Origin of the sequence: Pedobacter terrae (genome assembly GCF_036946585.1) — a bacterium.
Lineage (GTDB): Bacteria > Bacteroidota > Bacteroidia > Sphingobacteriales > Sphingobacteriaceae > Pedobacter > Pedobacter terrae_C.
Genome location: NZ_JAQIIV010000005.1, coordinates 356795 through 382660 on the forward strand (window position 1 = coordinate 356795; position 25866 = coordinate 382660).

Below are 25866 nucleotides of genomic sequence, written 5' to 3' on the forward strand. Positions count from 1 at the left end.
AAAGTAACCGTTCGCTTCGCTATTTTCGCCAATACGCAAAATCCCATCGCAACTATTATTTTTGAATGCCCTTAAGCAGGTGTTTTTCAAAGAATTTCATCCCTTCAAGAATAATGATCGGTGCTACATAATCGAAATCTTTCTGATCATCGTGTTTCCGCTTTTGTGCTTTGATAAAGTCGGGTTCTCCTTTGATATAATTCTCAATGTTCATATCCTGAAAACCAGCCATAAAATCTGTCGCATTCATTTTTAAACCGAACATGCCGGATGATACCTTATAAAACAGGTCAGCAAAATCCATAAACCTGGGGCAGTGTGCTTTGCCTTCCTGTGGTAAACAGATAAAGTGGTTGCCAATGTGCTCCAGCATTTCGGGTGTAACGGAATTGGTTGATTCCAGGTATTTAAATTCGCCATTTGGCGTAACCACACAAAAATTATCTTCGCCCAATATCTCAATCGCTTGTTTATTGGTCGGCACCAGAATGCTGGTGATGTTTGTTGGAATGGCCAAACCTTTCGACACTTCGTATTTAATATCCGTATTATTTGTTCCACGTTGCGAATTGATATCGATTATTTTCAAAGGGTTTGTGGTAATCGGACTAATGGTTTGTTTGGCCACTGCTTCTCCACCCATTCCCCTGATAAACATCTGTGTATAGTAATCATCTGCTGCTGTCGGATTTACCGCGTTAAACCAGTCAAATATCCTCGCTCCCTTGCCTGCAAACGCAATTTTTACTTTTGGTGGAATGGCTTTAACGGCTGGTGGCGCATCTTCTGATTTCACAATCTCCTTCCGCAGTTTATAAGCCAGCTGACCTGCGTAAAACATAATCAGGCCGGTAACGTAAAGGTTAACGCTCATCATTTCTTTACACTCCGCAGCGATTAAGAGGTAAAAAGTTTCAAAATCTGAAGCCTCTAAACGATCAACAACTTGTTCGAAATAATAGGGTGCGGTATTTTCGTTAAATTTAGTTATGCCGGAATTAAGCCCCTGAATGGATATTTTTTTCTTTTCACAGATCCTAAGCAGTACGTTTTTAAAGTTGGGTGAAAATTTGGTCGCCTGCGCCACACGTTCGGCCGCAAAACGGATGGAGTTCTGTTTGATCATGGCCTTTCCACCTTCCATTTGGCACAGCGCTGTAATATCTGTTGTACTGCCACCAATGTCGAAACAAAGTACCAGCTCTCCGGGATTAATGGAGTAACCCCCATTTGGGCGAACCAGATAATTGGCTACAGCACAGGCTTCTGATAACGACTCTTCGTTGCTTAATTTTTTAAAATCGAACCTTACCGGACCTGTCTCCGTTTTAATATCTACCGTTGTAAGTGTTTTTTTGGCTTCATTGCCCCACCCTGTAGCAACTTCTGCTTTGGCTTGTTCGCCCCAGGAGCTATTGCTGGTGCCAGTTGAACCCCATGTTGAGGCTGTGGCCTCAGGTGTTGAAACTTGACTGCCCCAGCCACCCGATGGAGCAATAGGAGAACCCCAGCTGCTGTTGCCCGAGGTATCGCCGATATCCGAAAGATCAGAAGGAGGGAAAGTCTTTAATTTCACCCGACTTTCAATTGGCGAAATTTCTTTGAGCGAATCCCAAATCCCTCTGTATTCGCTTAATAATTCTTTACCCATTGATGAAGGGTACGACCATTTTAAGGTATGGGGTTCGTGGCCTTCAATAAACAATTGGGCATATACATGGAGCAGCAGGGTACTTAAATAGGCTGTTTTATAACTTTTATCAATCTGCTGGGTAGACCATTTCATATTGTAAACCAGCTCTGCCCTGCCAATCCGGTTATAACCTAAAATATAGCGGTTGTTTTCGGCATTTTCGATGGGTAGGTTTTTTTCAAAACAAGGAAAACCACCTTTTACCCCCTGAGCCATTAGCGAATTGATCTGGATGTTGCCATCATTTACCACTCGTCTTGAATCGTGGATGGTTAATACAGATTTGATGGAATTAGTGAGGATTTCATCGTTTTGGAAAAAGAAAATTTCATCTTCAACAGCTGGCCGTTCATCGTTGTTTTTGCTATCGGAAGCCAGTAATGATACCCTTTTGTTGGTGAGTTTCAGGTTTTCACAAACCTCGTTTCGCTGATCGGAAAAGTAGGCTATAGAAGAGTTTGTACTGCCAAAATCGACGCCTAAAAAGGCCGGCGATAAGGTCCTCGGCGCGTTTAACATGTTCACCGGTAAAGCCTGAGTGTTGCCAGATCCATCGTAACGGATAATCCCAAAACCGCAATCAGCCCCTGCATGTGCAAATTTTACACCTTTAAAAGGTTTATTACTTTCGTATATCTCGTACTTGTATTTATTGTCTGCAACTGCATTATTGGATGCAATATGTAAGTGCGCTTTAATATTGCCATATTTTTCGGAGATTACCGCAGCCTTTCCGTTACTGGCGAGGTATAAAGGAATACCATTTTCATCCAGTACAATCCTGAAAAAATCGTCGTTCACATTTCCGATAAATGGCGTAGCCTGAAACCTAGCATCATTATGTGGTATTTCAGAATACAGAAAATAGCGGTTCCATTGTTTGGAAATAAAATTAGGCCACATCAAAATATCCTTACCGCTGATCGATTCGGATGTTACCTTGTAAATAACTTCTTTAACGATCTCGTTTCCGGTCTCGGTATATAACTTTAACTGTACAATCAGGCGTTCGCCATCTTTATCCGTTGGATCGTAAATGGCGGTAATCCTCGATTTTACATTCGATGATTCGGAAATGCCAGTTAATGCGTCGAGTGTAGCACCAAAAACATTTAATGCCAAAGGCGTTAAGGGTAAGGTAAAATAGGCGTAGTTGTTCAGCTGTCCTTTGGTTTCGGCCGCAAGCAGTAATATAGGCTTGGTCTTCAGAAAATTCCTAATTTCCATGCCCTCTCTCCCAAAATCGATCTGTGCAATTTCAGTAGTATCCGGAAGTAGTAAATCTTTCGGATCAAACAGAATACTTCCTTCTTTCGATTCGTTGTAGATAATTCCTTCAGAGCCGAATAATGAGGTAGAATAGTTAAAAAGAAGGCTAAAAGGATAATTGAATAAGGAACCAACTTCTGGCGGGGTAGATTTATCGATTTTAGGATAACCTTTTGTTTGCTGATAAATAACCATATCGCTCATCCAGGCCTGGATACAAGTAGAAATATTACCATATTCAGGCCTGATCAGTTCGTCTACACCAGCATAATTCAACCTGAATCGCTCCATGTTATCCAGAATGTGTTTGGCGTAACCATACAACGTAAAAAGTTCCTGCGGATTAATTTCCGATTGTAAAGGATCGATAAATTTTCCGTTCTGTACGTTAATGAAAGGAAACTTTTCCCTGATCTGATAGGATACTGAAGTAAAAACAAGACTATCAGGAGAAGTGCCACCTATCACATTGCCTTTAAAGGAAATGACATCAATGAAAGGGATCCTGTCGGCATTATTGGCCAAAGATTGATCGCACCACAAAGGTTTACGCTCGAATAACATATTACCAAATGCGCCGGTAGGCTCGTAAATATTTGCAGTTGTATCTAAATGCTGTCCGTCTGAATAAGATAGATGAATTCTATTTGCTTCTATATCTTTATAGTTTAAGGCTATACAGCTGATCAATCCTTTCCATTCACTGATCAGTGACTTATAGAACAACATCAAACCTGATGCTTCAGCGTCTTTATTGCGAATATGATCTATGGCATTTTTGAATAAACTGGCCCGGGCAAATACCGAAGGTATGCCAGACACAATTGTTCCGATATTAACAGCAGAATTACCATCCTGATCTACAGCGATTTCCGGGATCAGGATGTTTTTGGTAAATACTTCAAGCTGGGGGATTTTATCCCACGCAAATTCAACTCCATTTGGCTCTGTTTTGGGATGAACTTTTATCGCCAGTGCTTTGATTCGTTTATCAGACATGGTGCTTTAGTTTATATCGAAGTTTTGTGAAATGGTAAGTGCATTAAAAATATGCGCGAGGAATTTTTCTTTGGTGGTATTTACCTTTTGCTCTTCCTTAGGATTCGTGTTTATCAGATTCTCAACAAAAATATTATATCGATCGCTAAAAAATCGTCCTTTACTCCAATGGTGTTTTTCATCAAGAAAAATGGTACCAACATCCAGTTTCTTTAGCTCTAAAGGATTATCCGGAAATGCCTTGCTATTAAAAAGAAACCTGCCCGGGGCAACGGAACTTCTCACCTGATAAAGCCAGCCAGGTATAAATCTGGCATCTTTAAAGGTGTAAGCAAAGAGTTTAAAATATTCATTGATGTCTTTGCACTCCGCATCGGTAATGGTACTGTACTGGTTGAGTTTTTGGTTTTCGCATTGTTTAATGAAACCTTTTATGCCTGCATCATCAAAAGCACCACCGTTTTTGGTTAAAGAAATGTGTGCCAGGGAGAAAAAGGCACCCAATTTATTTACAAATATTTCACCTGATTTATTTTCGTTTCCAACAAAGTCATCAAAGGAAAAATTGAACGAATTATCTTTAAATTCTACCGCTTTATAGAGATAGTCGACTTTTGCACTATTAAACCCGTCGTTTCGGGTGAAGAAATCGTAAGCAGCACAGGCACATAACAATTCTGTAATGTGACATGGGTTTTTCTGTTCACTGCCACCGGTTGTGGTCTGATTGGAAATATTGTTCCCGTCAATTTTTTTACTTTCAATTGGCCAGCCGATATGGTAAAACAACTTATAACATTTCTGAACGGTAGGATCGCTTTGGTAAAACTGCAAGGCTGCCTGACTATTCAGCGGAAAAAACGACGAATCGGCAATTACGCTATTGGCTTTGCTGGCTTTTTGTTTATCATCTGGTTTATTAAAAGTAAAATACGCTGTTAATAAGGTAGAACCAAATTTAGCCTTGGAGAAATCGATACTGGCATTGCCATTAGAACGGATTTTCACAAAATCCTGCAGTGCTTTGGGGATTACCGGGATAGATGAAGCACCTGTACCACCGAATATAGAACCAAAAATGAAAACCCTCGCATTTGCACCAGCACTTTCCAGTTTGCCCATAAAAGTGTCCAGTTCACGTTCCTCCGATTGCACTGCCGCCCCTTTGATAATGTTACGGGCGGCTTCCACTATGCCGTGATACATCAGCATGGAGCCGAGGTGGGTTTGTGCCCTATAGCCATGATCTAAAGCAAACTCCTGTACTGAACCATTGTCCAAAAACAGATCAGAGATTAATTTATTGGCTTTCTGTTGCTCAGCCGAGCCTGTGGTAATTTTGCTAATGTTTTTATAGGTTTCCCTTCCAGGCCCGGCATAATTGGTAAAAAATCGATATAAATTCAGTTTGGCCGAGAAAAAGGTATTTGCATTTGGAGTTCCGCCAACGCTGGTACCAGTTGTTTTAATCCTGTTGTAAAGGCTGATCAGCTCTTCAACTCTTCCCTTGTTCCCATTATTTTGATCGGTATCGAGCGTGAGGATTTCGATTTCCTGATTATCGAACATCCCGATTCCGCACAGATGCGTAAAGGCTTCCAAACAACGCATCCCGGTACCGCCTATGGCGATTACGAATAATTTATCCATTGCTATTCTTGTTTAGGAATTAAAACCAGTGTCCGATTTTTCCGGTGGCAAATATTTTGCTCATTACAAAACCGATGATGATGTAGAGTATAAAACCGATAGCCGTACCAATACTCAAGGCTGTTACATAATTATTCAACACCATAATGTTTGCATCTGGTTTGAATACATAATAGCCCAATAAAAAACAGACTGCCGGATTTAAGATGGCCAATATCCAAAACCAGGTTTTACGTGCCTGTGGATCTTTGGGATTGCTCCCACCCTCAAACTTAATGGCGTTTGCAATAATGGCAGATAAAAGAAGAAAGATCAATGCGATAATGATCGATATGATGTAAGCTGAGGTTGATTCCATTTTTAGAATTTATTTTAATGATTTTAGATTACTGTTTGGTTTTGATGTAGTAAGAGTGCACGACTCTGTCCACAGGTTTGAGCTCCTGTAAAGTATTTTTTATAGATTCTGACAAAGCGGTATTAGGGGTGTTTTTTGCATTTACCCACTCGAATTTGGCCATTTTGCCTCCCTGTAGATTTGGTGTGGCGGTGTTTGATAAAATATCTACCTTAATCAAACCGTCTGGATTATGGATGTTGGCTACACTAAATTTAGGGTCGAAGGAGGTACCAAATTCAACACGTTTTGGGTTGGAGGCCCTGGTATTGGTAAAAAGCGTTTGATTGAGGGTAAAAACCTCATTGAGTGGGTTTGATGCCTGTGCTTTATAAATCCATTGTTCTTTTAATTTTCCGTCGGTATTGTAACACGCCAGTGCAATTGCATCTTTTTCCTGATCAGAAAACTTAGCCTCACCATTATTGCCTTTACTTAATTTGGGCTGGTGTTTTTTAGCCTCATCCGCTTTTGCAAAGTTTTCGAAATCGGCCGTTATATCCGAAACTTTTACGCCGAAGTTTGCAAAAGTGTAACTATCTTCATTACTGAGGTCGATAAATAGTCTTCGGAAAAAATCATTAAACTGGTTTTGCGCTGCATAAGTAGTATGCAACTGATCGATGCTTTTCCAATCTAATCCAAGTGGATAAAACTCAAAGTTCTGCCCTTTTTTAAGACCATTAATATAACCCTCTCTTAAATCCAGTATATTTTTGGCTTTGGCTGATTTTGCGGCCTCATCATAAAAAATACCACCTGATTTTTCTGAAGGATATGCGGTTGATAGTTGATACGCCCTGCTCGATAAATCAAACCTGGTTGTTGATGATGAAAGTTTTGATTCGAGTTTTGAAATCAAACTTCTTTCATCCGGATGACCACAACTGAATATGGTAAAATAGAGGTGTTTATTCACCTTGCCCTCTTTGTAATCAGTGATAAAAAAGTGAATCGAATTTCCTTTTTCAAGCCATTTGGAGAAAGAGATTTTTAGAAACGCGGTATTGGTAACCTCTATATTTTTTTGCCACTCCTCAAAATCGGTGATCAAAAGTGCATCTCCATTACCACTTACAATTTTCTCGACCGATGCTTGCAATGGCGCCCAAATATCAGCATATTGATTTGGGTCGCTTACCTGTTGGCCCAATTCAGTGGTATTGGCTACATTCAGCAACGAGATTTTATTGGAACCTAACTTATAAACTTCAAATTGCTGGGCCAGAATGGTGTTAAAACAGCTCGACATCATGCTTTTAATCGTAGGATCGCTAAAAGCCTTATTTATTCCCGATGAGAAATCAATATAAAGTGCCGGAGTACCTTTTTTAGTATTGCTACTAGACGTATTAGCGTTATGGTAAGCTTCGATACGTTTACCTAAGTCCTGATCATAAAAGTTGAAATTTGTAGCTGCGAAAGGATCTTGTGATTGGGAGCCTCCGGATCCTTTACAAGCTGAAACTGCAAAGAGTCCCAATAATCCTATGATTCTAATAAAGTTCCGGGTATTGCCTGTTTTCATAATTTATACATTTTAGTGCTTGGAGTATTATTTAGTTGACCAAAAGTATAAGCACGGCAGCGGCAATCCTTACGGAAAACCGTAAAGAGAAAATTATAGCAACAAAATTTTGATTTAATTTTTAGAAGCCATCATTTTTTGAGCACTTGAGCCAATCACTTCAAGCTAATGGTACCCTAATCATTTGGATGATAAAGTTCACAGAAAGAGGTAAAGACTTACAGCCACTTAAAATTTACGATCAGCTAAGCAGAAATATTCTTTAAATTATCCCCATAAACAAAAAAAAGCCGCCTAATAGGCAGCTCTGTTTATCAAAAATAAATATTGCTATTTTGCTAACACCATTGCATTTTGTTCTGCTTTCATGATTGCTTCAGTAGCATAGGTTTCAGACTTTAGACTCGCAAAGTCAGCTAACTTTACATTTTTCATGTTGCTTACGATCATTGTACTTTGATCAGCAGTACCATTCATTTTTAAAACTGCATCTTCGCTAACGACTGTGTATAAACTGCGTGCTGTAGTTTTGATCTTGGCAGTAGCGCTTTGGCTCAAAAATAACTGCAGGTTTTTTACATCAAAGTTATTACTGGTTACCACAACCGATTGACCATAAGCTTCAATCCTTTCTAAATCTTTTACGGTAATATTAAGCGTTACCTGACCAGTTTCCATTGAATTGATAAATAAGGTTTTTCCATCAGTTCGTACTGAAGTTTTTGCAGCATCGTAGTTGTTCGCGCCTGCTACATTTTGTTTTTCGCCTTGCGTTAAGATCAGTTTTACATTACCGCTTACCCAGATCCTGTTGAATGTAGATAATGAAGAAGTTTTTATTTCTGCTTTAACTGGCTCAGCCGCAAAAGTTGCCATTGCTGATGAAGTGAATACTACTGCTGTTAATGCTACTGCGAATAAGGTTTTTGTCAAGGTTTTCATATCTTTAATATTTTAAGTTCTTTGTTATTGTTTTGTTATTAAGACGCAGTTGATTCGTAAACGTTGCAAGCAAAAACCCGGTATTATACCACTGTCAGTAACTTCTAGACGAACGCCTGTAATTTCTAGACGAACGCCTTCCAAATTTTATCCTGATTTTGGCTAACATCGATGTGTTTGTGCATAATCATCCATCGCCGCCAGCCAGATCGATATATGATGTTTATAAATTGGGCATTCCAATTCCTGATTGATGTAATGAGAAAGATATAAAAGCTGCTTTAATTAGTTACCAAATGAGCTACAGAAGCAAATAAATTGAGCTGCACAAGCAATTTTCTTATCGTTCGAACAGAGATATTTGTGTTATGAAAAACATCAAAAAAATTCAATTAGGCCAGAATGGGCCATTAGTTTCCAACCTTGGATTAGGCTGCATGCGTATGTCGTCAATTTGGGGAGGACCAACACCTGATGAAGCAGAAGGTATAGCCACCATAAATGAAGCTTTGGATCTTGGTATCAATTTTCTGAACACCGGCGATTTTTATGGAGCCGGCCACAATGAAATGCTGATTGGAAAAGCAATTAGGGAAAGACGCGACGATGCTTTCATTAGCGTAAAGTTTGGCGCCATCTTTCATAACGGCCAATGGTTAGGCATGGACCTGAGACCGAATTCGATCAAAAACTTTATCAATTACTCACTTACCCGCCTTGGTATTGAAACCATTGACCTTTATCAACCTAGCCGGATGGATAACAGCGTGCCCGTGGAAGATATTATCGGCACTGTTGCTGATCTGATTAAGGAGGGTAAAGTTAAATACATAGGTGTATCTGAAATTACCGCTGAGCAACTCCGGAAAGCCAATGAGGTTTACCCAATCAGTGCATTGGAAATTGGTTATTCGCTTGCTGAAAGACAAATAGAAAATGAATTGCTACCCGCGGCAAAGGAATTAGATGTTGCGGTTATAGCTTTTGCCAATACAGCAGAAGGTTTACTGACCGGCGGAATGACCGCACCACTGCCGGATAATGATTACCGGAACCATTTTTCCCGTTTCCAAAATGAAAATCTCATACATAATCTTGAGAAGGTTGAGGTATTGAAACATTTAGCCATTATAAAGGATTGTACACCGACACAGCTTGCGATTGCCTGGGTAAAAGAGCAGGGCGATCAGATCATGCCATTGGTAAGCATGAGCAAAAGATCGCGTTTAGCCGAAAATATCGAAGCAATGGAAATCAGCTTTACCCAAGAAGAAATGAATACATTAAATACTACTTTTGCAATAGGGGCCATTAAAGGTGGTACTTACTTAGAACGATAAATGGAAAGTCCGGCAGAAATTCTTCCTGGTGTAATTTTTTATTCCTACCTGTCAACCGAAAGGAAGCAGAAGGCATGCTTTTGGAATCATCATACCTTGATATTGCAGGTTTCAGGACAATTTACGCTGGAAACTTCTGCCCAAACCCTATCAATGGGTGCAGGAGAAATGTTGCTGATCGGTAAAAATCAGCTGGGTACGCTGACTAAAACACCTGGCGACGGGGGCAGCTATGAAACCATCGTCATCTCATTACAGGAAGACCTGATGCGCAAAATTGCATTGGAGGAAAAATTGGAATCTGGCGGGAAATACACAGGCCCGCCAAACCTCCTGATTCCCTCCAATGAATTTTTGCAGGGCTATTTTCACTCCATTGTTCCGTATGCCAGAAGTTCAGGAGCCTCTATGACTGACGAAATGGGCATTTTGAAAGTAAAAGAGGGCGTTAAATTATTGCTGCTGGCGATGCCCATATTACGAAGTTTTTTATTTGATTATTCAGAACCCTATAAAATAGATCTGGAAAAGTTCATGCTTAATAACTTCCAGTTTAATGTCCCTGTAGAAAAATTTGCCCAACTTACAGGCCGCAGCCTGGCTGGGTTTAAACGTGATTTTCAAAAAAAATTCGACCTTCCTCCACGCCAGTGGTTGCTCTCGAAACGGCTTGATGCCGCAAAGTTTTTAATTGAGCATAAACACCAAAAGCCTTCTGCCATTTATCTGGATTTAGGCTTTGAAAGCCTTTCGCATTTTTCACATGCCTTTAAAAAGAAATTCGGATCAGCGCCAAGTGAACTTATCCAGGCAGAAACAGCTAAATAAGCATAACTTACTCAATTGCTGGCTTATTGGATAAAATGAAAAATACCTAATCGTACAGATTAAACCTACATCGTTATCCGAAAATTATACCTAACGAATAGGTGAAAAATTAAGTTAAATGCGGTAGATGGGAAATGAACCCATCATGCTTTATCCATTTTTTTCATGAAAAGTTATCTTGGGGTAGTCCAGAACAGTTCGGGATTATTGGTTTTATAATTGATGAACTTGACCCCAGTTTTCTGAAATGTTGATTCTCTTTTCTGGGGGCCCTGAATAATACCATCCAATGGCAACAGCTCTACATAGGCTACTTCTTTTCCGCTGGTCCAGGTTTCGGTATCATACTGACTGATCACTGGTGTTTCCAGACGGTAAAGGTTTTTTGCCATATAGGTTTGCAGGTAATATTCTTTGGATTGAAGGGCTGTACGGTTCCAGTTTGCATCAGCATTTAATACCAATGGCATACCTTTTATCAACCGCTCCCTTACTTCCTGTATACCGAGCAGGTTGCCTTTTTCATCCATTACATACGAATCAAAGGTAGGGTCAATCCAGATCCATTTACGGAGGTCTTTGCTGTAAACCATATTAATTACATGGCAATCATCAAAGTTGGTTTCTTTTGGCATGCAGGTAATGTATCTTGACGTAATGCCCATAGCGAGGTAACATTCGTTAAGTACCGTGGCCAGCATGCGGCAATTTACCCCCCGGTTTTGCTCCCTGCATACTCTGATTAGCTCAATTGCATTTTTAAGGGTAGGGTTATCACTGTTCCCATCATGCCTGATTAAATTATGTACCCAGTGCAATAGATTGAAAATTTTAGAAAGCTCATTTCCTTTACCTGCAACCGAATCCAACTTGAGATCCTTTCTGATGCGCACCAGATTGGGGTTATCCATAGATTGATAGGTAAATACCGGGATTTCGCGCCTATCAGAAAGATTATATTTTCCCGCTTTTTTAAGGGTATCCAGATAAGCAATTGGTCTCCTGTTGGGCGCCTTGGCATCAAATTTTACCTGTGTCATTGCGGTATCCGTTCCATTGACCAGGATGATAAAATTATATTCCCCAACCTTGGGGTCAACATTGAAAGATATAGATTCCTGATCAGTGTAGAAAGTTACTTTTTTGGCTGAAGTAGCATAAACATCTAATTTCTCCTTCGGCATAACTGTCCAGGCATTCTTTCTTACAGGATCGTTATCATCCTTGATATCAACACTTGTAGAAGTGGCCTTAATAATTTTGAGCTTCGTTTGGGCGAATGTAGTTGTTATTGAAAAAAGGAGTAAGAATAAAATAGCGCGTTTCATTTTTAATTTGTTTAAGGTTTAGCATTAAATCAAAAGACGCCAGAAAACAACCGGGATTGCATGAAATCAAAAATAAATTAACGGTCTAAAAACAAGATTATCAACCAGATTGAAAACTGCTCATGCTTATTTACAAATAGGCAATTAGTATGTCTGGGCATAAAACCATATTTCTAAATCCCTCTACTTTAAACAAAAAAAGCCACCCAACGGGCAGCTTCAACTCTTCTGGTTGATATTTTCTATTTTGCTAAAACCATTGCATTTTGCTCAGCTTCCATAATCGCTTCAGAAGCGTACGAGTTTGACTTAAGACTCGCAAAATCAGCCAATTTTATATTTTTCATGTTGCTTACGATCATTGTACTTTGATCAGCAGTGCCATTTAATCTTAATACCGCATCTTCTTTAACGATAGTGTACAAACTGCCTGCTGTAGTCTTTATTTTCGCTGTGGCGCTCTGGCTTAAAAATAACTGAAGGTTTTTTACATCAAAATTATTACTGGTTACCACAACAGATTGGCCATAAGCTTCAATCCTTTCTAAATCTTTTACGGTAATATTAAGCGTTACCTGACCAGTTTCCATTGAATTGATAAATAAGGTTTTTCCATCAGTTCGTACTGAAGTTTTTGCAGCATCGTAGTTGTTCGCGCCTGCTACATTTTGTTTTTCGCCTTGCGTTAAGATCAGTTTTACATTACCGCTTACCCAGATCCTGTTGAATGTAGATAATGAAGAAGTTTTTATTTCCGCTTTAACTGGCTCAGCCGCAAAAGTTGCCATTGCTGATGAAGTGAATACCACTGCTGTTAATGCTACTGCGAATATTGTTTTTGCTAAAGTTTTCATATCTTTTATATTTTAGGTTTTTGCTATTGTTTGTTATTAAGACGCAGTTGTGCGGTAAACGTTGCAGGCAAAAATCTGGTATTATACCATTGTTGGTAACCAATAGACCAACGCCCGTAATTTCTAGACGAACGCCTCCCAAAATTTTTCCGTACCTTCCTTTACGCTTACGTGTTTACGCATGATCGTTCATCACCGCCAGCATAAGGCTAATGGTGTTATTCCGATTGCATTTCAATATCCTGAATGACGTACTCTGCTTGATAATGACGATGTAAAGGTTGCTGTTTATTTACCTACCATAACGAGCCATAAAAGTGAATTGAAAATTGACTATTCAATAACTCACAGGCAACAAAGAATGAATTGCTTACGGCTGCCAGGGCTACTTCTCTAATAACCATGCCTTAGCGGCGGCAATAACGCGGTCATTCCTGGTATTAGAAAGATCTTCCACAAAAACATCAGGTTTAATATTTTCAGGATAGCCCTTTCCAGTCCGGTCGGCTACATAGGTTCTGGCCAGTTGCAACTGGCTACCATTGGAAAGATTGTAGGTATAATTTGCCGTGGTATATCCGGCTGATGTTTGCCCAAAAGATTTAACATTGGGTAGCCCCAATAGGGAAACTACTGCCATTTCGCCACTACTTCCGGTTCTTGCATCTAGCAACACAGCGATTTTTAGGGAATTATTTTTGATTTTATATGTACTAATGTTCGCTGGCTTACCCGAAATTTGACCATTTTCATTTGGCCAAGACCTCTTTTTTTCCATGCTACCAGATACAAAATAACCTGCGGTACCATCATCAATCAGCCCATTGAGCCCCGCCAACATAGGCCACATATTACCACCAGTATTATGTCGCAAATCTACAATCCAGCCTGCAATGATGTTTTCTGTATCTAATTTTTGAATGATGCGACGGATGGTGTCGGCAAAAAGAGCGTCTTTCGTTTCATCAAAACTCAAACACCTTGGCACCTTGACCCAGGCCACTCCATCTCCCAGATAGTCACCTTGTGGCCGTTCTACCATTGGGGCCTCAGCAATCTGCTCCATCCGTTTTGCTGATATAAAAAAAGAGTGTTTATCACCAACTGCCCTTAACTTTTCTGTGTAGAAATTATAAAGCACTTGTTGGCTGATGGAATCATTACTGCTTAACGATAGGGCTTTACTTTCCTCTTGTATGTTTCGCCAATCCAGTTTGTCGCTAAACATGGAATTATTTTTCAGTATATTGAAAATTTCTTTATTCAATTTTACTGAAGTACGGCTAGGTGAGTTGCTTTGGCTATAAACGGGATTATAAAGTACACCCCATAAGACGATTAATAGATAGGCAGGGATCTTCATGTTTTAAATATAGATAAATTAGTACTGTAAAATATTGATACATTTTGTAGACGAGAGATTAACCAAAAAGGTTGCACATGAAATATATTTAAAGGTTTACAGGTTATTGCTATTTGAGAGATACACGATATACGTATCTACTTTCACACTAATAAAAGACATCAGTGCTATCAATAAAAAAACCCCCTTTTAGAAGAATTAAAGGGGGCTTAAAACAGTGGTCCCGACGAGAATCGAACTCATATCTAAAGTTTAGGAAACTTCTATTCTATCCGTTGAACTACGGGACCATTTTATTTTTCAAATATCGCCTTCCTGAAGCAGATTTAAAATATTTTTCTCTTTTAATCGCCTCATTCCTTATTGGAAATTCTTCATAATAAAAAATTATGAAGGGGAAGTAAGCCTTATTTGACTTCGTCTTACCAGCGTTGTGTTCTTTTAATCGTTTATCTAAATCTTCACAATGTCCTTTATAAAATAATCAAAGTGTACACTTTTAATTACATAGCCAAAGTAACTCATATTCCCTGCCCGACTACGTCGTTCAGGCGGATATCCGTTGAACTACGGGACCATTTTATTTTTCAAATATCGCCTTCCTGAAGCAGATTTAAAATATTTTTCTCTTTTAATAGCCTCATTCCTTATTGGAAATTCTTCATAATAAAAAACTATGAAGGGGAGGTAAGCCTTATTTGATTTCGTCTTACCAGCGTTGTGTTCTTTTAATCGTTTATCTAAATCTTCACAATGTCCTTTATAAAAATAATCAAAGTGTACACTTTTAATTACATAGGCAAAGTAACTCATATTTAAAGTTTAGAAAACTTCTATTCCCTGCCCGACTGCGTCGTTCAGGCGGGTATCCGTTGAACTACGGGACCATTTTATTTTTCAAATATCGCCTTCCTGAAGCAGATTTAAAATATTTTTCTCTTTTAATAGCCTCATTCCTTATTGGAAATTCTTCATAATAAAAAACTATGAAGGGGAGGTAAGCCTTATTTGATTTCGTCTTACCAGCGTTGTGTTCTTTTAATCGTTTATCTAAATCTTCACAATGTCCTTTATAAAAATAATCAAAGTGTACACTTTTAATTACATAGGCAAAGTAACTCATATTTAAAGTTTAGAAAACTTCTATTCCCTGCCCGACTGCGTCGTTCAGGCGGGTATCCGTTGAACTACGGGACCATTTTATTTTTCAAATATCGCCTTCCTGAAGCAGATTTAAAATATTTTTCTCTTTTAATCGCCTCATTCCTTGTTGGAAATTCTTCATAATAAAAAACTATGAAGGGGAGGTAAGCCTTATTTGACGTCGTCTTACCAGCGTTGTGTTCTTTTAATCGTTTATCTAAATCTTCACAATGTCCTTTATAAAAATAATCAAAGTGTACACTTTTAATTACATAGGCAAAGTAACTCATATTTAAAGTTTAGAAAACTTCTATTCCCTGCCCGACTGCGTCGTTCAGGCGGGTATCCGTTGAACTACGGGACCATTTTATTTTTCAAATATCGCCTTCCTGAAGCAGATTTAAAATATTTTTCTCTTTTAATCGCTTCATTCCTTGTTGGAAATTCTTCATAATAAAAAACTATGAAGGGGAGGTAAGCCTTATTTGACGTCGTCTTACCAGCGTTGTGTTCTTTTAATCGTTTATCTAAATCTTCACAATGTCCTTTATAAAAATAATCAAAGTGTACACTTTTAATTACATAGGCAAAGTAACTCGTATTTAAAGTTTAGGAAACTTCTATTCCCTGCCCGACTACGTCGTTCAGGCGGGTATCCGTTGAACTACGGGACCATCTGTTGCGCAAATATAGTAAAAGTTTTGTCTCAAGAGAATTCATTTCATAAGGGTTTACCCCAATGAATTGAATTTAAACACTTAAAGAATTAACTATGAAGCTCATCTATCCAAATCATTACGCATTTAGACACATTAATAAAAACTGTACTACTCACCATAATAAATCATTTCAATAACTTCATATTTGTCTGATTAAATTGATTAAGGATATGAAACTAACAAAAAATAAAATCCTGATTACAGGAGGTGCAACCGGAATCGGTTTTGGATTGGCTGAAAGGTTTATCAGTGAAAACAATACTGTAATTATCTGTGGACGAAGAGCATCGGCTTTAAAGGAAGCCGCAGAAAAACTACCTACCGTAATTACCAAAGTATGCGATTTGGCTGTTGAAGCAGACCGGATTGAACTGTACAATTGGGTTGCTAAACATCATAGTGATTTAAATGTATTGGTTAATAATGCGGGCATCCAAAACTGGATGAATATCAACGACAACGACTTTTCCGAAAAGGCAGGTGCGGAAATTACTACGAATATTGTAGCGCCACTCCATTTAACAACATTGTTCTGTCGGCTCAATTCGTTAGCTACCATTATTAATGTAACATCGGGATTGGCATTTGTACCTTTAGCAACAGTGCCTGTTTATTGCGGAACTAAAGCATTTATGCGCTCTTTTACGCTCTCGCTACGCCATAGTCTTAAGGCTTCGGGTATTGAAGTGATTGAAATGATTCCACCAGCACTAAATACCGATTTAGGCGGTAAAGGGCTACATGATGAATATCCATCGGTAAGCGACTTTGTAGAATCGGTATTTAAGCAGATGGGAGAAGGTAAAACGGAATTAACTTTTGGCACCAGTACAGATAGGGCAGCCGCTAACAATGAGACCATCGCTGCCTATTTTAACCGGATGAATCCTTAATATCAGAAATCAGCTTACGTTGAAATAAATCAATAAAAAAGCCATTCGGATGATCCCGAATGGCTTGATATTTTTGAACAGCTAAATACTATCTGATTACGCTGCCTTCCTGGAATTTTTCTACAGGTGCCACAAAAGTAAGTTTGCCTTCTGCATTTTCGGCCATCAAAATCATACCTTGTGATAAAATTCCCTTGATCTCTCTGGGTGCCAGGTTCACAATCATACTTACCTGTTTACCTACAATGTCTTCAGGTTTATAATATTCTGCAATACCAGAAACTACCGTTCTTTCATCAATACCCGTATTTACGGTTAATTTTAATAGCTTTTTCGTTTTTTCTACCTTTTCAGCAGCAACAATAGTGGCTACGCGGATATCCATTGCAGAGAAATCGTCAAACTGGATATTTTCTTTTGCCGGAGCAGCAACAACATTACCAGCCGCATTACTGGCTTTGCTTTGATTCAACTTCTCGATCTGGAAGTCGATCTCTGCATCTTCAATCTTTTCAAATAACAGCACAGCTTCGCCAATATCGTGACCACGCTTTAATAGATTAACTGTACCGGCATCATCCCAATCATGGCCACCATTTTTAAGCATCTTCATTAACTTCTCTGCGGTAAAAGGCATGAAAGGCTCAATCAAAATCTGAATATTGGCCGCGATTTGAAGCGCAATATGTAAGATTGTCCTTACGCGATCTTCATCGGTTTTAATCAGTTTCCAGGGTTCGGTTTCGGCCAGGTATTTATTCCCTAAGCGGGCCACGTTCATTACTTCCGATAAAGCCTCTCTAAAACGGTAGTTTTCTATAGATGCAGCAATCTTAGCCGGATAACCTGCCAATTCATCAATAACAGCTTGGTCTACTTCTGTAATTTCCATACAGGTTGGTACAGCACCATCAAAGTATTTATGTGTGAGCACCACCACACGGTTTACAAAATTACCGAGTATCGCTACAAGCTCGTTATTGTTTCTGGCCTGAAAATCTTTCCAGGTAAAATCATTGTCTTTAGTTTCAGGAGCTGTTGCGGTTAATACATAACGCAATACATCTTGTTTACCTTCAAACTCTCTTAAATATTCGTTTAACCAAACGGCCCAGTTTTTAGACGTGGAGATTTTTTGTCCTTCCAGGTTTAAAAATTCGTTTGCAGGCACATTATCAGCCAGCGTATATTCTCCATGCGCCATTAACATCGCCGGAAAAATAATACAATGGAAAACGATATTATCTTTGCCGATAAAGTGGACTAATTTGGTTTCGTCACTTTTCCAGTATTCTTCCCAGCCACATTTATCGTTTTCATAGTTGTTAATATAATATTCTTCAGCTTTAGGGTTCCAAACATCAAGCTTAGCATAGTTACACAACTCTTTGGTTGCAGAAATATATCCAATTGGCGCATCAAACCATACGTAAAGCACTTTACCTTCGGCATCGCGGAGTGGAACACGTACTCCCCAGTCTAAATCTCTGGTCATTGCCCTTGGCTGCAAACCTGCGTTTAACCAGCTTTGGCACTGGCCGTAAACATTAGGCCGCCATTCTTTATGGCTTTCGATATAGGTCCGTAAACGGTCTTCATATTTATCAAGCGGCAAAAACCAGTTTTTAGTTTCCTTTAAGATAGGTTTATCGCCTGATAGGGTAGATTTTGGATTAATCAGATCAGTCGCATTAAGTGTAGACCCACAGTTTTCACACTGATCGCCATAGGCATTTTCGTTGCCACATTTAGGGCAGGTACCGGTAATATAACGATCGGCCAGAAATTGTTTTGCAGTGGGATCGTAATATTGCTCGGTAACCTCTTCGGTAAAAATACCTTTATCGTAAAGGGTTTCGAAAAAATCAGCAGCCGTTTGGTGATGCGTAAGCGATGAAGTACGGTGATATATATCGAAAGACACCCCAAACTCTTTAAAAGAATCGCCAATAATTTTATGGTACTTATCTACCACTTCCTGAGGTGTAATGCCCTCTCTTTTGGCTTTAAGCGTAATGGGAACACCATTTTCATCAGATCCACAGATGAATTTTACATCGCGTTTATTCGATCTTAAATAACGGGCATAAATATCTGCAGGGATGTACACCCCAGCCAGGTGCCCGATATGAACTGGCCCATTGGTGTATGGAAGGGCTGCAGTTACGGTATATCTTTTTATTTTACTATTATCCAAAACAATTTTTATTAATTTGGCAAAGATAAGTGTTTTGAAGATGATTAAGCAGCCCCCATATTTAAAAAAAGGAGATAAGATTGCGCTGGTATGTCCGGCAAAGAAATTACCCAAACCTATTGACCAAGCCATAGCACAATTGGAAAGCTGGGGTTTGGAAGTTGCTATGGGCGATAGCGTATATGCCAGCCACCATCAATTCGCAGGTACCGATGCTTTAAGAACGAAAGATATTCAGCGTTTTTTAGATGACCCATCAATAAAAGCAATCATTTCTGGGCGTGGAGGTTATGGTACCATCCGGATTATTGATGATCTGGACTTTACAGAGTTTAATAAGAACCCCAAATGGTTTGTAGGCTTTAGCGATATTACGGTTTTGCTCTCCCATCTGGTTGCGCAATGCAATTGCCAATGTATACATGCGCAAATGCCCTACACATTTGATGAATCTACCCCAGAGGCTTTGCGCTCTTTACAAAAGGCCTTGTTTGGTGAGAAACAAACCTATTCATATCAGAGCTTATTTAAGAACAAGGCAGGAGAGGCAAACGGAGTTTTAATAGGTGGAAATTTAAGTTTGCTCACTATGGTACAGGGTTCGGTTTCGGAAATGGATTTTACCGATAAAATTCTATTTTTGGAGGATGTAGGTGAACAGGAATATGGCATAGACCGCATGTTGCGCATGCTAAAAAGAGCCGGAAAACTAAAAAATTTAAAAGGCTTGATTGTTGGTGCCTTTACGGAAATTGAAGAAGAAAAAATTTCTTTTGGGCAAACTGCTGATGAGGTCATTTGGGATCTGGTTAAAGAATACAGCTTCCCGGTTTGCTTTAATTTTCCAACGGGGCATATCGACAATAACCTCAGCATGGTTTTAGGCGCTGAAGTGGCCTTAAAAGTAGAAACAAATAACGTTCAATTTAAATACTTATAAGATGGCAATTTTAGACAACTTAGGAAAATACCGCAATACGGGCTTGTTACTGCTACGTATTGGCTTGGGTATTATGTTTATCATTCATGGTTTTCCAAAACTTGCAGGTGGCCCAAGTGGCTGGACCAGCTTAGGTGGAAGCATGAAAGTGATCGGGATAGATTTTATACCGATATTTTGGGGATTTATGGCTGCGGTTGCAGAGACTTTTGGTGGTTTTCTCCTGATTGTAGGATTGTTTTTCCGCCCGGCGCTGATCCTATTGATTTTTACGATGATGATTGCTGCCCTTGTGCATTTTGGCCAGGGCGAAGGCTTGCAAGGTGCCAGCCATGCCATTGAATTAGGTATTGTATTTTTAGGTTTGATTTTTATAGGCCCTGGGAAATACAGTGTGGATAAGAAATAGGTTGATTTAAACGTAAAAAAACGAAGGTTGTCATTTAAGACAACCTTCGTTTTTTTAATCGAGTTTTTATTAAAGTGTATTAACCAATGGGTTTGTATTTAACTCTCCAATTGGTATCGGGAATGTGTAACGCTGATCGCTAACAGGAATGGATGCACCAGCACCGAATGATGGGAGTGGAGCGGCTTTTCTTGCCAGATCATTATACCTAAATCCTTCAGCCAGAAGCTCAATCCTTCTTTCTTTTAATATTGCGGCTTCTAGTGTTGCTGGAGTGAGCAATGCACCATAAATATAAGATGCGTCTGAACGCGTACGTACAGCTTGTAGAAGCGCATTTGAACGGACAAGATTTCCTCCGGGAGCCAGCGCTTCAGCTTCCGCTACGTTTAATAATACCTCTGCATACCTGATTATCGGAACAAAATCAATAAATGGAGATACCGCCCCGTATTTAATTGGAAAAGAATGTAATACCCCTGAAATTGTTGCATCCTGTGTCAAAAGTGACTTTCTTGCATCGCTTGTTGGCCATGCAGGATCAGCATAGATACCAGCGCCCGTCTTGTTTAGTGAATATTCCAGGTTTCCATTGCCAGCCCAACTATAGTAATATCCAAGCTGGTTTTGCGTACCTGGTGCATTGGTATCTGCCATTGGGAAAGAAAATATCGATTCTGAAGTTGTAAATGGAGATTGAAAAACACTTACAATACTTGCCTGTAATTCGTGGGCAGTTCTAGCTGTATTCTTAAACGGTGCTGCCTGTGGCACTATTTTATTTCCTTCTTCCAATACTTTTGGGTAGTTGCCCATTGCCAGATAAACACGGGTTTTCAGGGCTATAGCGCTGTTCTTGTGGGCTCTTGTAGTGCGCAATAAAGGCGTACCATAAGTATCAGGCAAACCGGCTTCTGCCTCATCCAAATCTTTTAAAATTTGCGCATAGACTGCGGCAACGGTACTACTTTTTAATGCATTGTTCGCTAATGATGTTTCAGGTGTTAAACGCAATGGCAAGCCCCTAGAAGCACCATTATCAAGTACATATGGCTTAGCAAAAATCTGTACTAAGGCAAAATAATTCAATGCCCTTATAAATTTGGCTTCACCAGCATAGTTCGCATTTACTGCCGGTGTTAACACCGAACTGTTCTTAGAAAGGCCATCTAAAAACAGATTTACCCTATTGATCGTTAGATATGCCTGCGAAAAAAAACTGGCAACATAAGTATTGGTTGAGTTATTGGTTCCCTGATAAACATCATAACCAGTAACCGAATTCCCGGTCCTATTAACAAATTCTTCCGCTCTGATATCATTGTATATCAGATACCTTCCTCCAAATAGTGAACCCGCTTTGGAAGAAGAATATAGCCCATTTACCTGACCTAAAATCCTTGTTGGGTTTGCAAATGCATCTTGATCAGGAAGTGTCAATTCCGGAACCTTTTCTAAAAATTCTTTTTTGCAAGATGAAATACTTCCAATTAAGGGTATTGCTAGTATAGCTGCAGTAGCTAACTTCAATTGATATGTTTTGATATGAAATAATTTCATGAATGTAATAATTAATATTATAAGCCTAAACTGATACCAAATGTAAATGATCTGCCTTGTGGGATAGAGTTGCGCTCAACACCACTTGCGAGATTACTATTTCCATTTGTTGATATTTCTGGGTCTACTCCTGTATATTTTGTAATCAAGAAAGCATTGTTTACAGATGTATAAACCCTGATACTGTTAATGCCTGATTTACCAAAAACGCTTTTAGGAATGCGATAACCCAAAGTTGCAGCCTGTAGTCGCAAGAAATCACCTTTTTCTACGTTAGCATCAATAGCAAACGATGAGCCATTTGAAACATTATCGCCATAAACCACCCTTGGAATATTTGTCTGTTGGTTTGGGGTTGTCCATGCATTCAGCACTTCAGTTGAGTTGTTCCAAACACGTTGATCTAAAAGCCCGGCACGGGTACCATTGTAAATATAATTTCCACCGGAGAAGGTAAACATAACATTCAAGTCGAAGTTTCCATAATTTAAAGTGTTATTGAAACCACCATACCATTTTGGCAAAGTGCCTCCTATTACCTGGGCGTCGCCTGCAGGAGAGGTAGCTTGTGTACCATCCAAATAAGTCCATGCATTGGCACCTCCAAAGTGCTGGTACTGAACTTCTCGACCAGCGGCATTAATATAAATTCTTCTACCATTGGCTGGGTTAACGCCATTCGTTTTAACGGCATAAATACTACCAATTGACTCTCCTACCTTAGTTACGCTTGCTGATTCAAGACCGCCAGTTGTACCAATGATTTGTGATACGTTTGGATCTAAAGCCGTTACTTCGTTTTTAATAGTGGTTAAATTTAAATTAGCTGTCCAGGAAAATTTAGTTGTTTTAATCGGTGTACCGCCTAATGCAAATTCAAATCCTTTATTGTACATTGAGCCAACGTTGGCTAGAATTGTTCCGGCAGGATCATTTGGAATACCTTTTGATAGTGCCTGCGGTACGTTAAGTAACAAGTTGTTAATGTTCTTTTTGAAATAGTCTGCTTCAAAAGTCAATCGGTTATCAAACAAAGCAAGGTTTAAACCGATATCCAGTTGGTTACTTGTTTCCCACTTGAGTTCCTTATTTCCAGCCTGCCCAAAAATCCATGCAAATGGAGTAACTCCATAAAGACCTGGGCTATAAGTTGTATATTCACTGTAAGCAGGCACATTACCATTACCCACACGTCCATAACTTGCTCTCAATCTTAAAGAGTTGATTGTTTTGCTTAATGAACCATTTTTAAAGAATTCTTCTTCAGAAATTGTCCACCCTACAGATCCACCACCAAAATTACCCCACTTATTATTTGATGACAAAGCAGAGTTTCCATCTCTTCTAAAATTTCCACTCAGGTAATACCTTCCTTTATAATTATAGCTTGCGCTGGCCAGATAAGCCTGAAACGCGATTTCATTGATACTATTTCCCCCAGGAACATTGGTGGTGAACGTTCCCTGAAATTGATTGAAGAAAGTTGGATCTCCTAATCCCTGACGAACTGCACCCCAATTTGTTGTTCTCGTATTTTGAACATCACTACCAATGGTTAAGCTTAAATTGTGTGCTCCACCAAAGGTTTTCATATATTGCAAGGTATTTATCCAGTTCCAGCTATTTCTTCTTGCAGCGTTATTATAAGCATATCCATTAAAAGAATATCCGTCCCCTTGAAGCGGGTTCCAGAATTGAATGTTTTCCGTATTCGCTCTTTCCCAAGAGAAGTTGGTCTTGAAATTTAAGCCATCAATAATTTTAAGATCTGCTCCCAAATTTGTTAAGAACCTGTTATTCTCTGAGCTATTTAAATCTTTGTCTACTAATACCGTTGGGTGGGCCCATGTACTGGTAATAAGATTTGCTCCATTACCTACGTTATTAGCAGAAATATTATAGCCACCGCTAGCATTATACACCGGTACATTTGGCGCAATAGCGATAGCGATACGGCCTAATCCTGAAGAGTTAAATGCTGCGCCTGGAGCTGATCCGCTATTTGGTGCTTTGTTGATACTATTGTTATAACTCACATTCATGCTTAGGCTTAACCAATCTGTAGCTTTATGTGTTGCATTTAAGCGAGCGGCATACCTTTTGAAGGTATTATTTTTAAGGAAACCATCTTGATCTGACAAACCTCCAGATAAATAGTAAGTTGTTTTAGCAGTACCGCCACTTAAAGTTACATTATGATTTTGAGACTGGGCTGTTCTGTAAACCTCATCGTACCATTTTGTATCAATCAGTGAACCATCAGCATTATAACTTGGAAAGAAACTCTTGTTATTTGCATCTCTTTGAGATGCAGGTACTGCGTTTGGATTCAGCGCCAAAGCATTTGCAATGGCTGTATTCTTACTATCTATATATTGCTGTGCATTTAACAACTCAGGCAAGCGGACAGCATTGTTTACGCCATACCATCCATCATAAGTGATTTTTGCATCGCCGCTCTTTCCTTTTTTAGTAGTAATGACCAATACACCAGCAGCTGCCCTTGAGCCATAAAGCGCTGTAGAGGCTGCGTCTTTTAAGATATCAATCGTTTCAATATCTGCTGGATTGATATCTCCCAGTGGATTGTTTGTTGCAGAGTTTGCAGATGCATCGTTGGTAGGAAAGGGGATACCGTCTACCACAACCAAAGGAAAAGAACTTAAGGAGATCGAACTTACACCCCTTACACGGATAACAGGAGGGTTATTCAACAAACCATTTGGCTGAATGATGCTAACGCCTGCTGCCTGTCCAGTTAAACCCTGTACAAAACTTTGTACTGGTTTATCTTTAAGGTCGTCACCTTTTACCGTAGCCGCAGCGCCTGTAAAGTCTTTTTTTCTGGTTACACCATAACCTGTTACTACAACATCGGTTAATGTTTTGGAGTCGCTCACTAAAGCAACATTGATTATTGATCCTCCACCAATTGCTTTTGATTGGGCAATATAGCCAATGTAAGAAAATTCTAAAGCTGTAGCTTGTGGCGAGATTTTAACGGAATATTTTCCGTTTGCACCTGTTACAGTTCCTCCAGATGCACCTTTAATTTTTACACTTACACCAGGGAGCGGCATTCCATCATCCTTTCCCGTAACTGTACCTGTGATTGTTCTTTCTTGCGCTATTGCAGTTGTAGCAATACAAAGCAATATGAACAAACTTTGTAGAAGTTTTTTCATAAAAAAAGTTGAGTTTAGTTAATAATAATACAAGATATGACTTAGTATTTCGTCATGCAAATATTACAAACAGATATTTTTAATATTATAATTTAGCAAAACCGAATAATGGGTACTTAATATCATTAAAAAACATGCTGGAACACCTAAATTCTCAACAAATGAAAAACACACACATATTTATGGACAATATCTTTAGCAAAAAAGATACAAATACATTAAAACGCTATTAGAAAATAATGTTTAAATAAGATAGTATCATGATATGAGTTACGTTTATTTAGAACTAGCTTGCTTAAATTAGCAAATCAAATATCTGGTAACGGCTCTCAAAGAAAAATGAATATACGTTTTTGCAAATATCTAGAACGTTTACTAGCGTGGCTCGGATACGGCGACTTGAATACAATTTTAAACTCTTTATTTAGGCATTCAATCATGTAGGTTTATCTATTTTACTGGTAGGATTGTATAGACTGCATAAGGTTTTATCTAATACGATCGTGAATTGGCTAGAAAAAATTCAATAATCAACATTTATACTCAAGTCAATATTTAGAGAAAAAAACTCCAAAAATAGCATTTAACTTACGCATCGATTAATAGTTAAAGCTTCGGCTTTGGTTTAC

At 39.0% G+C, this 25866-nt stretch carries 19 protein-coding genes, 1 tRNA gene and 2 pseudogenes; 5 read left to right on the forward strand and 17 right to left on the reverse strand.

All coding sequences use genetic code 11. The features are described from left to right. Window positions 1–55: 55 nt before the first annotated feature. The 5 genes from PGN18_RS10600 to PGN18_RS10620 form a co-directional block, all read right to left on the reverse strand. Window positions 56–3961, reverse strand: a complete 3906-nt coding sequence (locus tag PGN18_RS10600) for a hypothetical protein (RefSeq protein WP_335319465.1) — start codon at window positions 3959–3961, stop codon at window positions 56–58. 6 nt (window positions 3962–3967) lie between these two features. Next, the gene (locus tag PGN18_RS10605; RefSeq protein WP_335319466.1) at window positions 3968–5611 is read right to left on the reverse strand and encodes a hypothetical protein; all 1644 of its coding nucleotides are present in this window, start codon (window positions 5609–5611) and stop codon (window positions 3968–3970) included. A gap of 19 nt (window positions 5612–5630) precedes the next feature. Then, window positions 5631–5969: a hypothetical protein gene (locus PGN18_RS10610; RefSeq protein ID WP_335319467.1), complete on the reverse strand. Its 339-nt coding sequence runs from the start codon at window positions 5967–5969 to the stop codon at window positions 5631–5633. Between the two features lie 28 nt (window positions 5970–5997). Next, the gene (locus PGN18_RS10615; RefSeq protein WP_335319468.1) at window positions 5998–7536 is read right to left on the reverse strand and encodes a hypothetical protein; all 1539 of its coding nucleotides are present in this window, start codon (window positions 7534–7536) and stop codon (window positions 5998–6000) included. Window positions 7537–7866: 330 nt separating this feature from the next. Continuing rightward, entirely contained in the window at window positions 7867–8478 is a 612-nt protein-coding gene (locus tag PGN18_RS10620) for a GIN domain-containing protein (protein ID WP_335319469.1), read from the reverse strand. Window positions 8479–8846: 368 nt separating this feature from the next. Between PGN18_RS10620 and PGN18_RS10625 the strand changes: the two genes are divergently transcribed. Then, on the forward strand, window positions 8847–9818 hold the full coding sequence (locus tag PGN18_RS10625; protein WP_335319470.1) for an aldo/keto reductase: 972 nt from the start codon (window positions 8847–8849) through the stop codon (window positions 9816–9818). Beyond that, entirely contained in the window at window positions 9819–10646 is an 828-nt protein-coding gene (locus PGN18_RS10630) for a helix-turn-helix domain-containing protein (protein ID WP_335319471.1), read from the forward strand. A 173-nt stretch (window positions 10647–10819) separates the two neighbouring features. On the opposite strand, the gene PGN18_RS10635 is transcribed toward PGN18_RS10630, so the two are convergent. From PGN18_RS10635 to PGN18_RS10670, 9 genes and pseudogenes are all read right to left on the reverse strand, one after another. Beyond that, the gene (locus tag PGN18_RS10635; protein WP_335319472.1) at window positions 10820–11974 is read right to left on the reverse strand and encodes a transglutaminase-like domain-containing protein; all 1155 of its coding nucleotides are present in this window, start codon (window positions 11972–11974) and stop codon (window positions 10820–10822) included. Between the two features lie 242 nt (window positions 11975–12216). Beyond that, window positions 12217–12828 (reverse strand): GIN domain-containing protein, encoded by a 612-nt coding sequence (locus PGN18_RS10640; RefSeq protein ID WP_335319473.1) that lies wholly within the window; start codon window positions 12826–12828, stop codon window positions 12217–12219. Between the two features lie 385 nt (window positions 12829–13213). Continuing rightward, window positions 13214–14191, reverse strand: coding sequence for a S41 family peptidase (locus PGN18_RS10645; RefSeq protein WP_335319474.1), 978 nt, complete (start codon window positions 14189–14191; stop codon window positions 13214–13216). 218 nt (window positions 14192–14409) lie between these two features. Further along, window positions 14410–14481, reverse strand: a tRNA-Arg gene (locus tag PGN18_RS10650). After that, window positions 14472–14612 (reverse strand): annotated as a pseudogene (locus PGN18_RS22405) (GIY-YIG nuclease family protein); the annotation flags it as partial. The pseudogene PGN18_RS22405 and the gene PGN18_RS10650, both read right to left, overlap by 10 nt. A 146-nt stretch (window positions 14613–14758) precedes the next feature. Continuing rightward, a complete protein-coding gene (locus PGN18_RS10655) occupies window positions 14759–15004 on the reverse strand; it encodes a GIY-YIG nuclease family protein (protein WP_335319475.1) in 246 nt (81 codons plus the stop codon). 64 nt (window positions 15005–15068) lie between these two features. After that, window positions 15069–15314 carry a GIY-YIG nuclease family protein gene (locus PGN18_RS10660; RefSeq protein WP_335319475.1) on the reverse strand — a complete coding sequence of 82 codons (246 nt, stop codon included), beginning with the start codon at window positions 15312–15314 and terminating at the stop codon, window positions 15069–15071. A 64-nt stretch (window positions 15315–15378) separates the two neighbouring features. Next, window positions 15379–15624 carry a GIY-YIG nuclease family protein gene (locus tag PGN18_RS10665; protein WP_335319476.1) on the reverse strand — a complete coding sequence of 82 codons (246 nt, stop codon included), beginning with the start codon at window positions 15622–15624 and terminating at the stop codon, window positions 15379–15381. Window positions 15625–15688: 64 nt separating this feature from the next. Then, window positions 15689–15916, reverse strand: a pseudogene (locus PGN18_RS10670) (GIY-YIG nuclease family protein); the annotation flags it as partial. Window positions 15917–16223: 307 nt separating this feature from the next. Here PGN18_RS10670 and PGN18_RS10675 point away from each other — a divergent pair. Beyond that, window positions 16224–16946, forward strand: a complete 723-nt coding sequence (locus PGN18_RS10675) for an SDR family oxidoreductase (RefSeq protein ID WP_335319477.1) — start codon at window positions 16224–16226, stop codon at window positions 16944–16946. A gap of 88 nt (window positions 16947–17034) precedes the next feature. Here PGN18_RS10675 and metG read toward each other — a convergent pair whose 3' ends face one another. Continuing rightward, complete coding sequence (gene metG / locus PGN18_RS10680; protein ID WP_335319478.1) at window positions 17035–19143, reverse strand: methionine--tRNA ligase; 2109 nt, start codon at window positions 19141–19143, stop codon at window positions 17035–17037. Window positions 19144–19183: 40 nt separating this feature from the next. On the opposite strand from metG, the gene PGN18_RS10685 reads away from it, so the two are divergent. Together PGN18_RS10685 and PGN18_RS10690 are read left to right on the forward strand one after the other, a co-directional pair. Next, window positions 19184–20083 (forward strand): S66 peptidase family protein, encoded by a 900-nt coding sequence (locus PGN18_RS10685; RefSeq protein ID WP_335319495.1) that lies wholly within the window; start codon window positions 19184–19186, stop codon window positions 20081–20083. 1 nt (window position 20084) lies between these two features. Further along, entirely contained in the window at window positions 20085–20492 is a 408-nt protein-coding gene (locus PGN18_RS10690; RefSeq protein ID WP_335319479.1) for a DoxX family protein, read from the forward strand. Between the two features lie 69 nt (window positions 20493–20561). Here PGN18_RS10690 and PGN18_RS10695 read toward each other — a convergent pair whose 3' ends face one another. After that, complete coding sequence (locus PGN18_RS10695) at window positions 20562–22052, reverse strand: RagB/SusD family nutrient uptake outer membrane protein (protein ID WP_335319480.1); 1491 nt, start codon at window positions 22050–22052, stop codon at window positions 20562–20564. A 17-nt stretch (window positions 22053–22069) separates the two neighbouring features. Next, on the reverse strand, window positions 22070–25237 hold the full coding sequence (locus PGN18_RS10700; protein ID WP_335319481.1) for a SusC/RagA family TonB-linked outer membrane protein: 3168 nt from the start codon (window positions 25235–25237) through the stop codon (window positions 22070–22072). Window positions 25238–25866 lie beyond the last annotated feature (629 nt).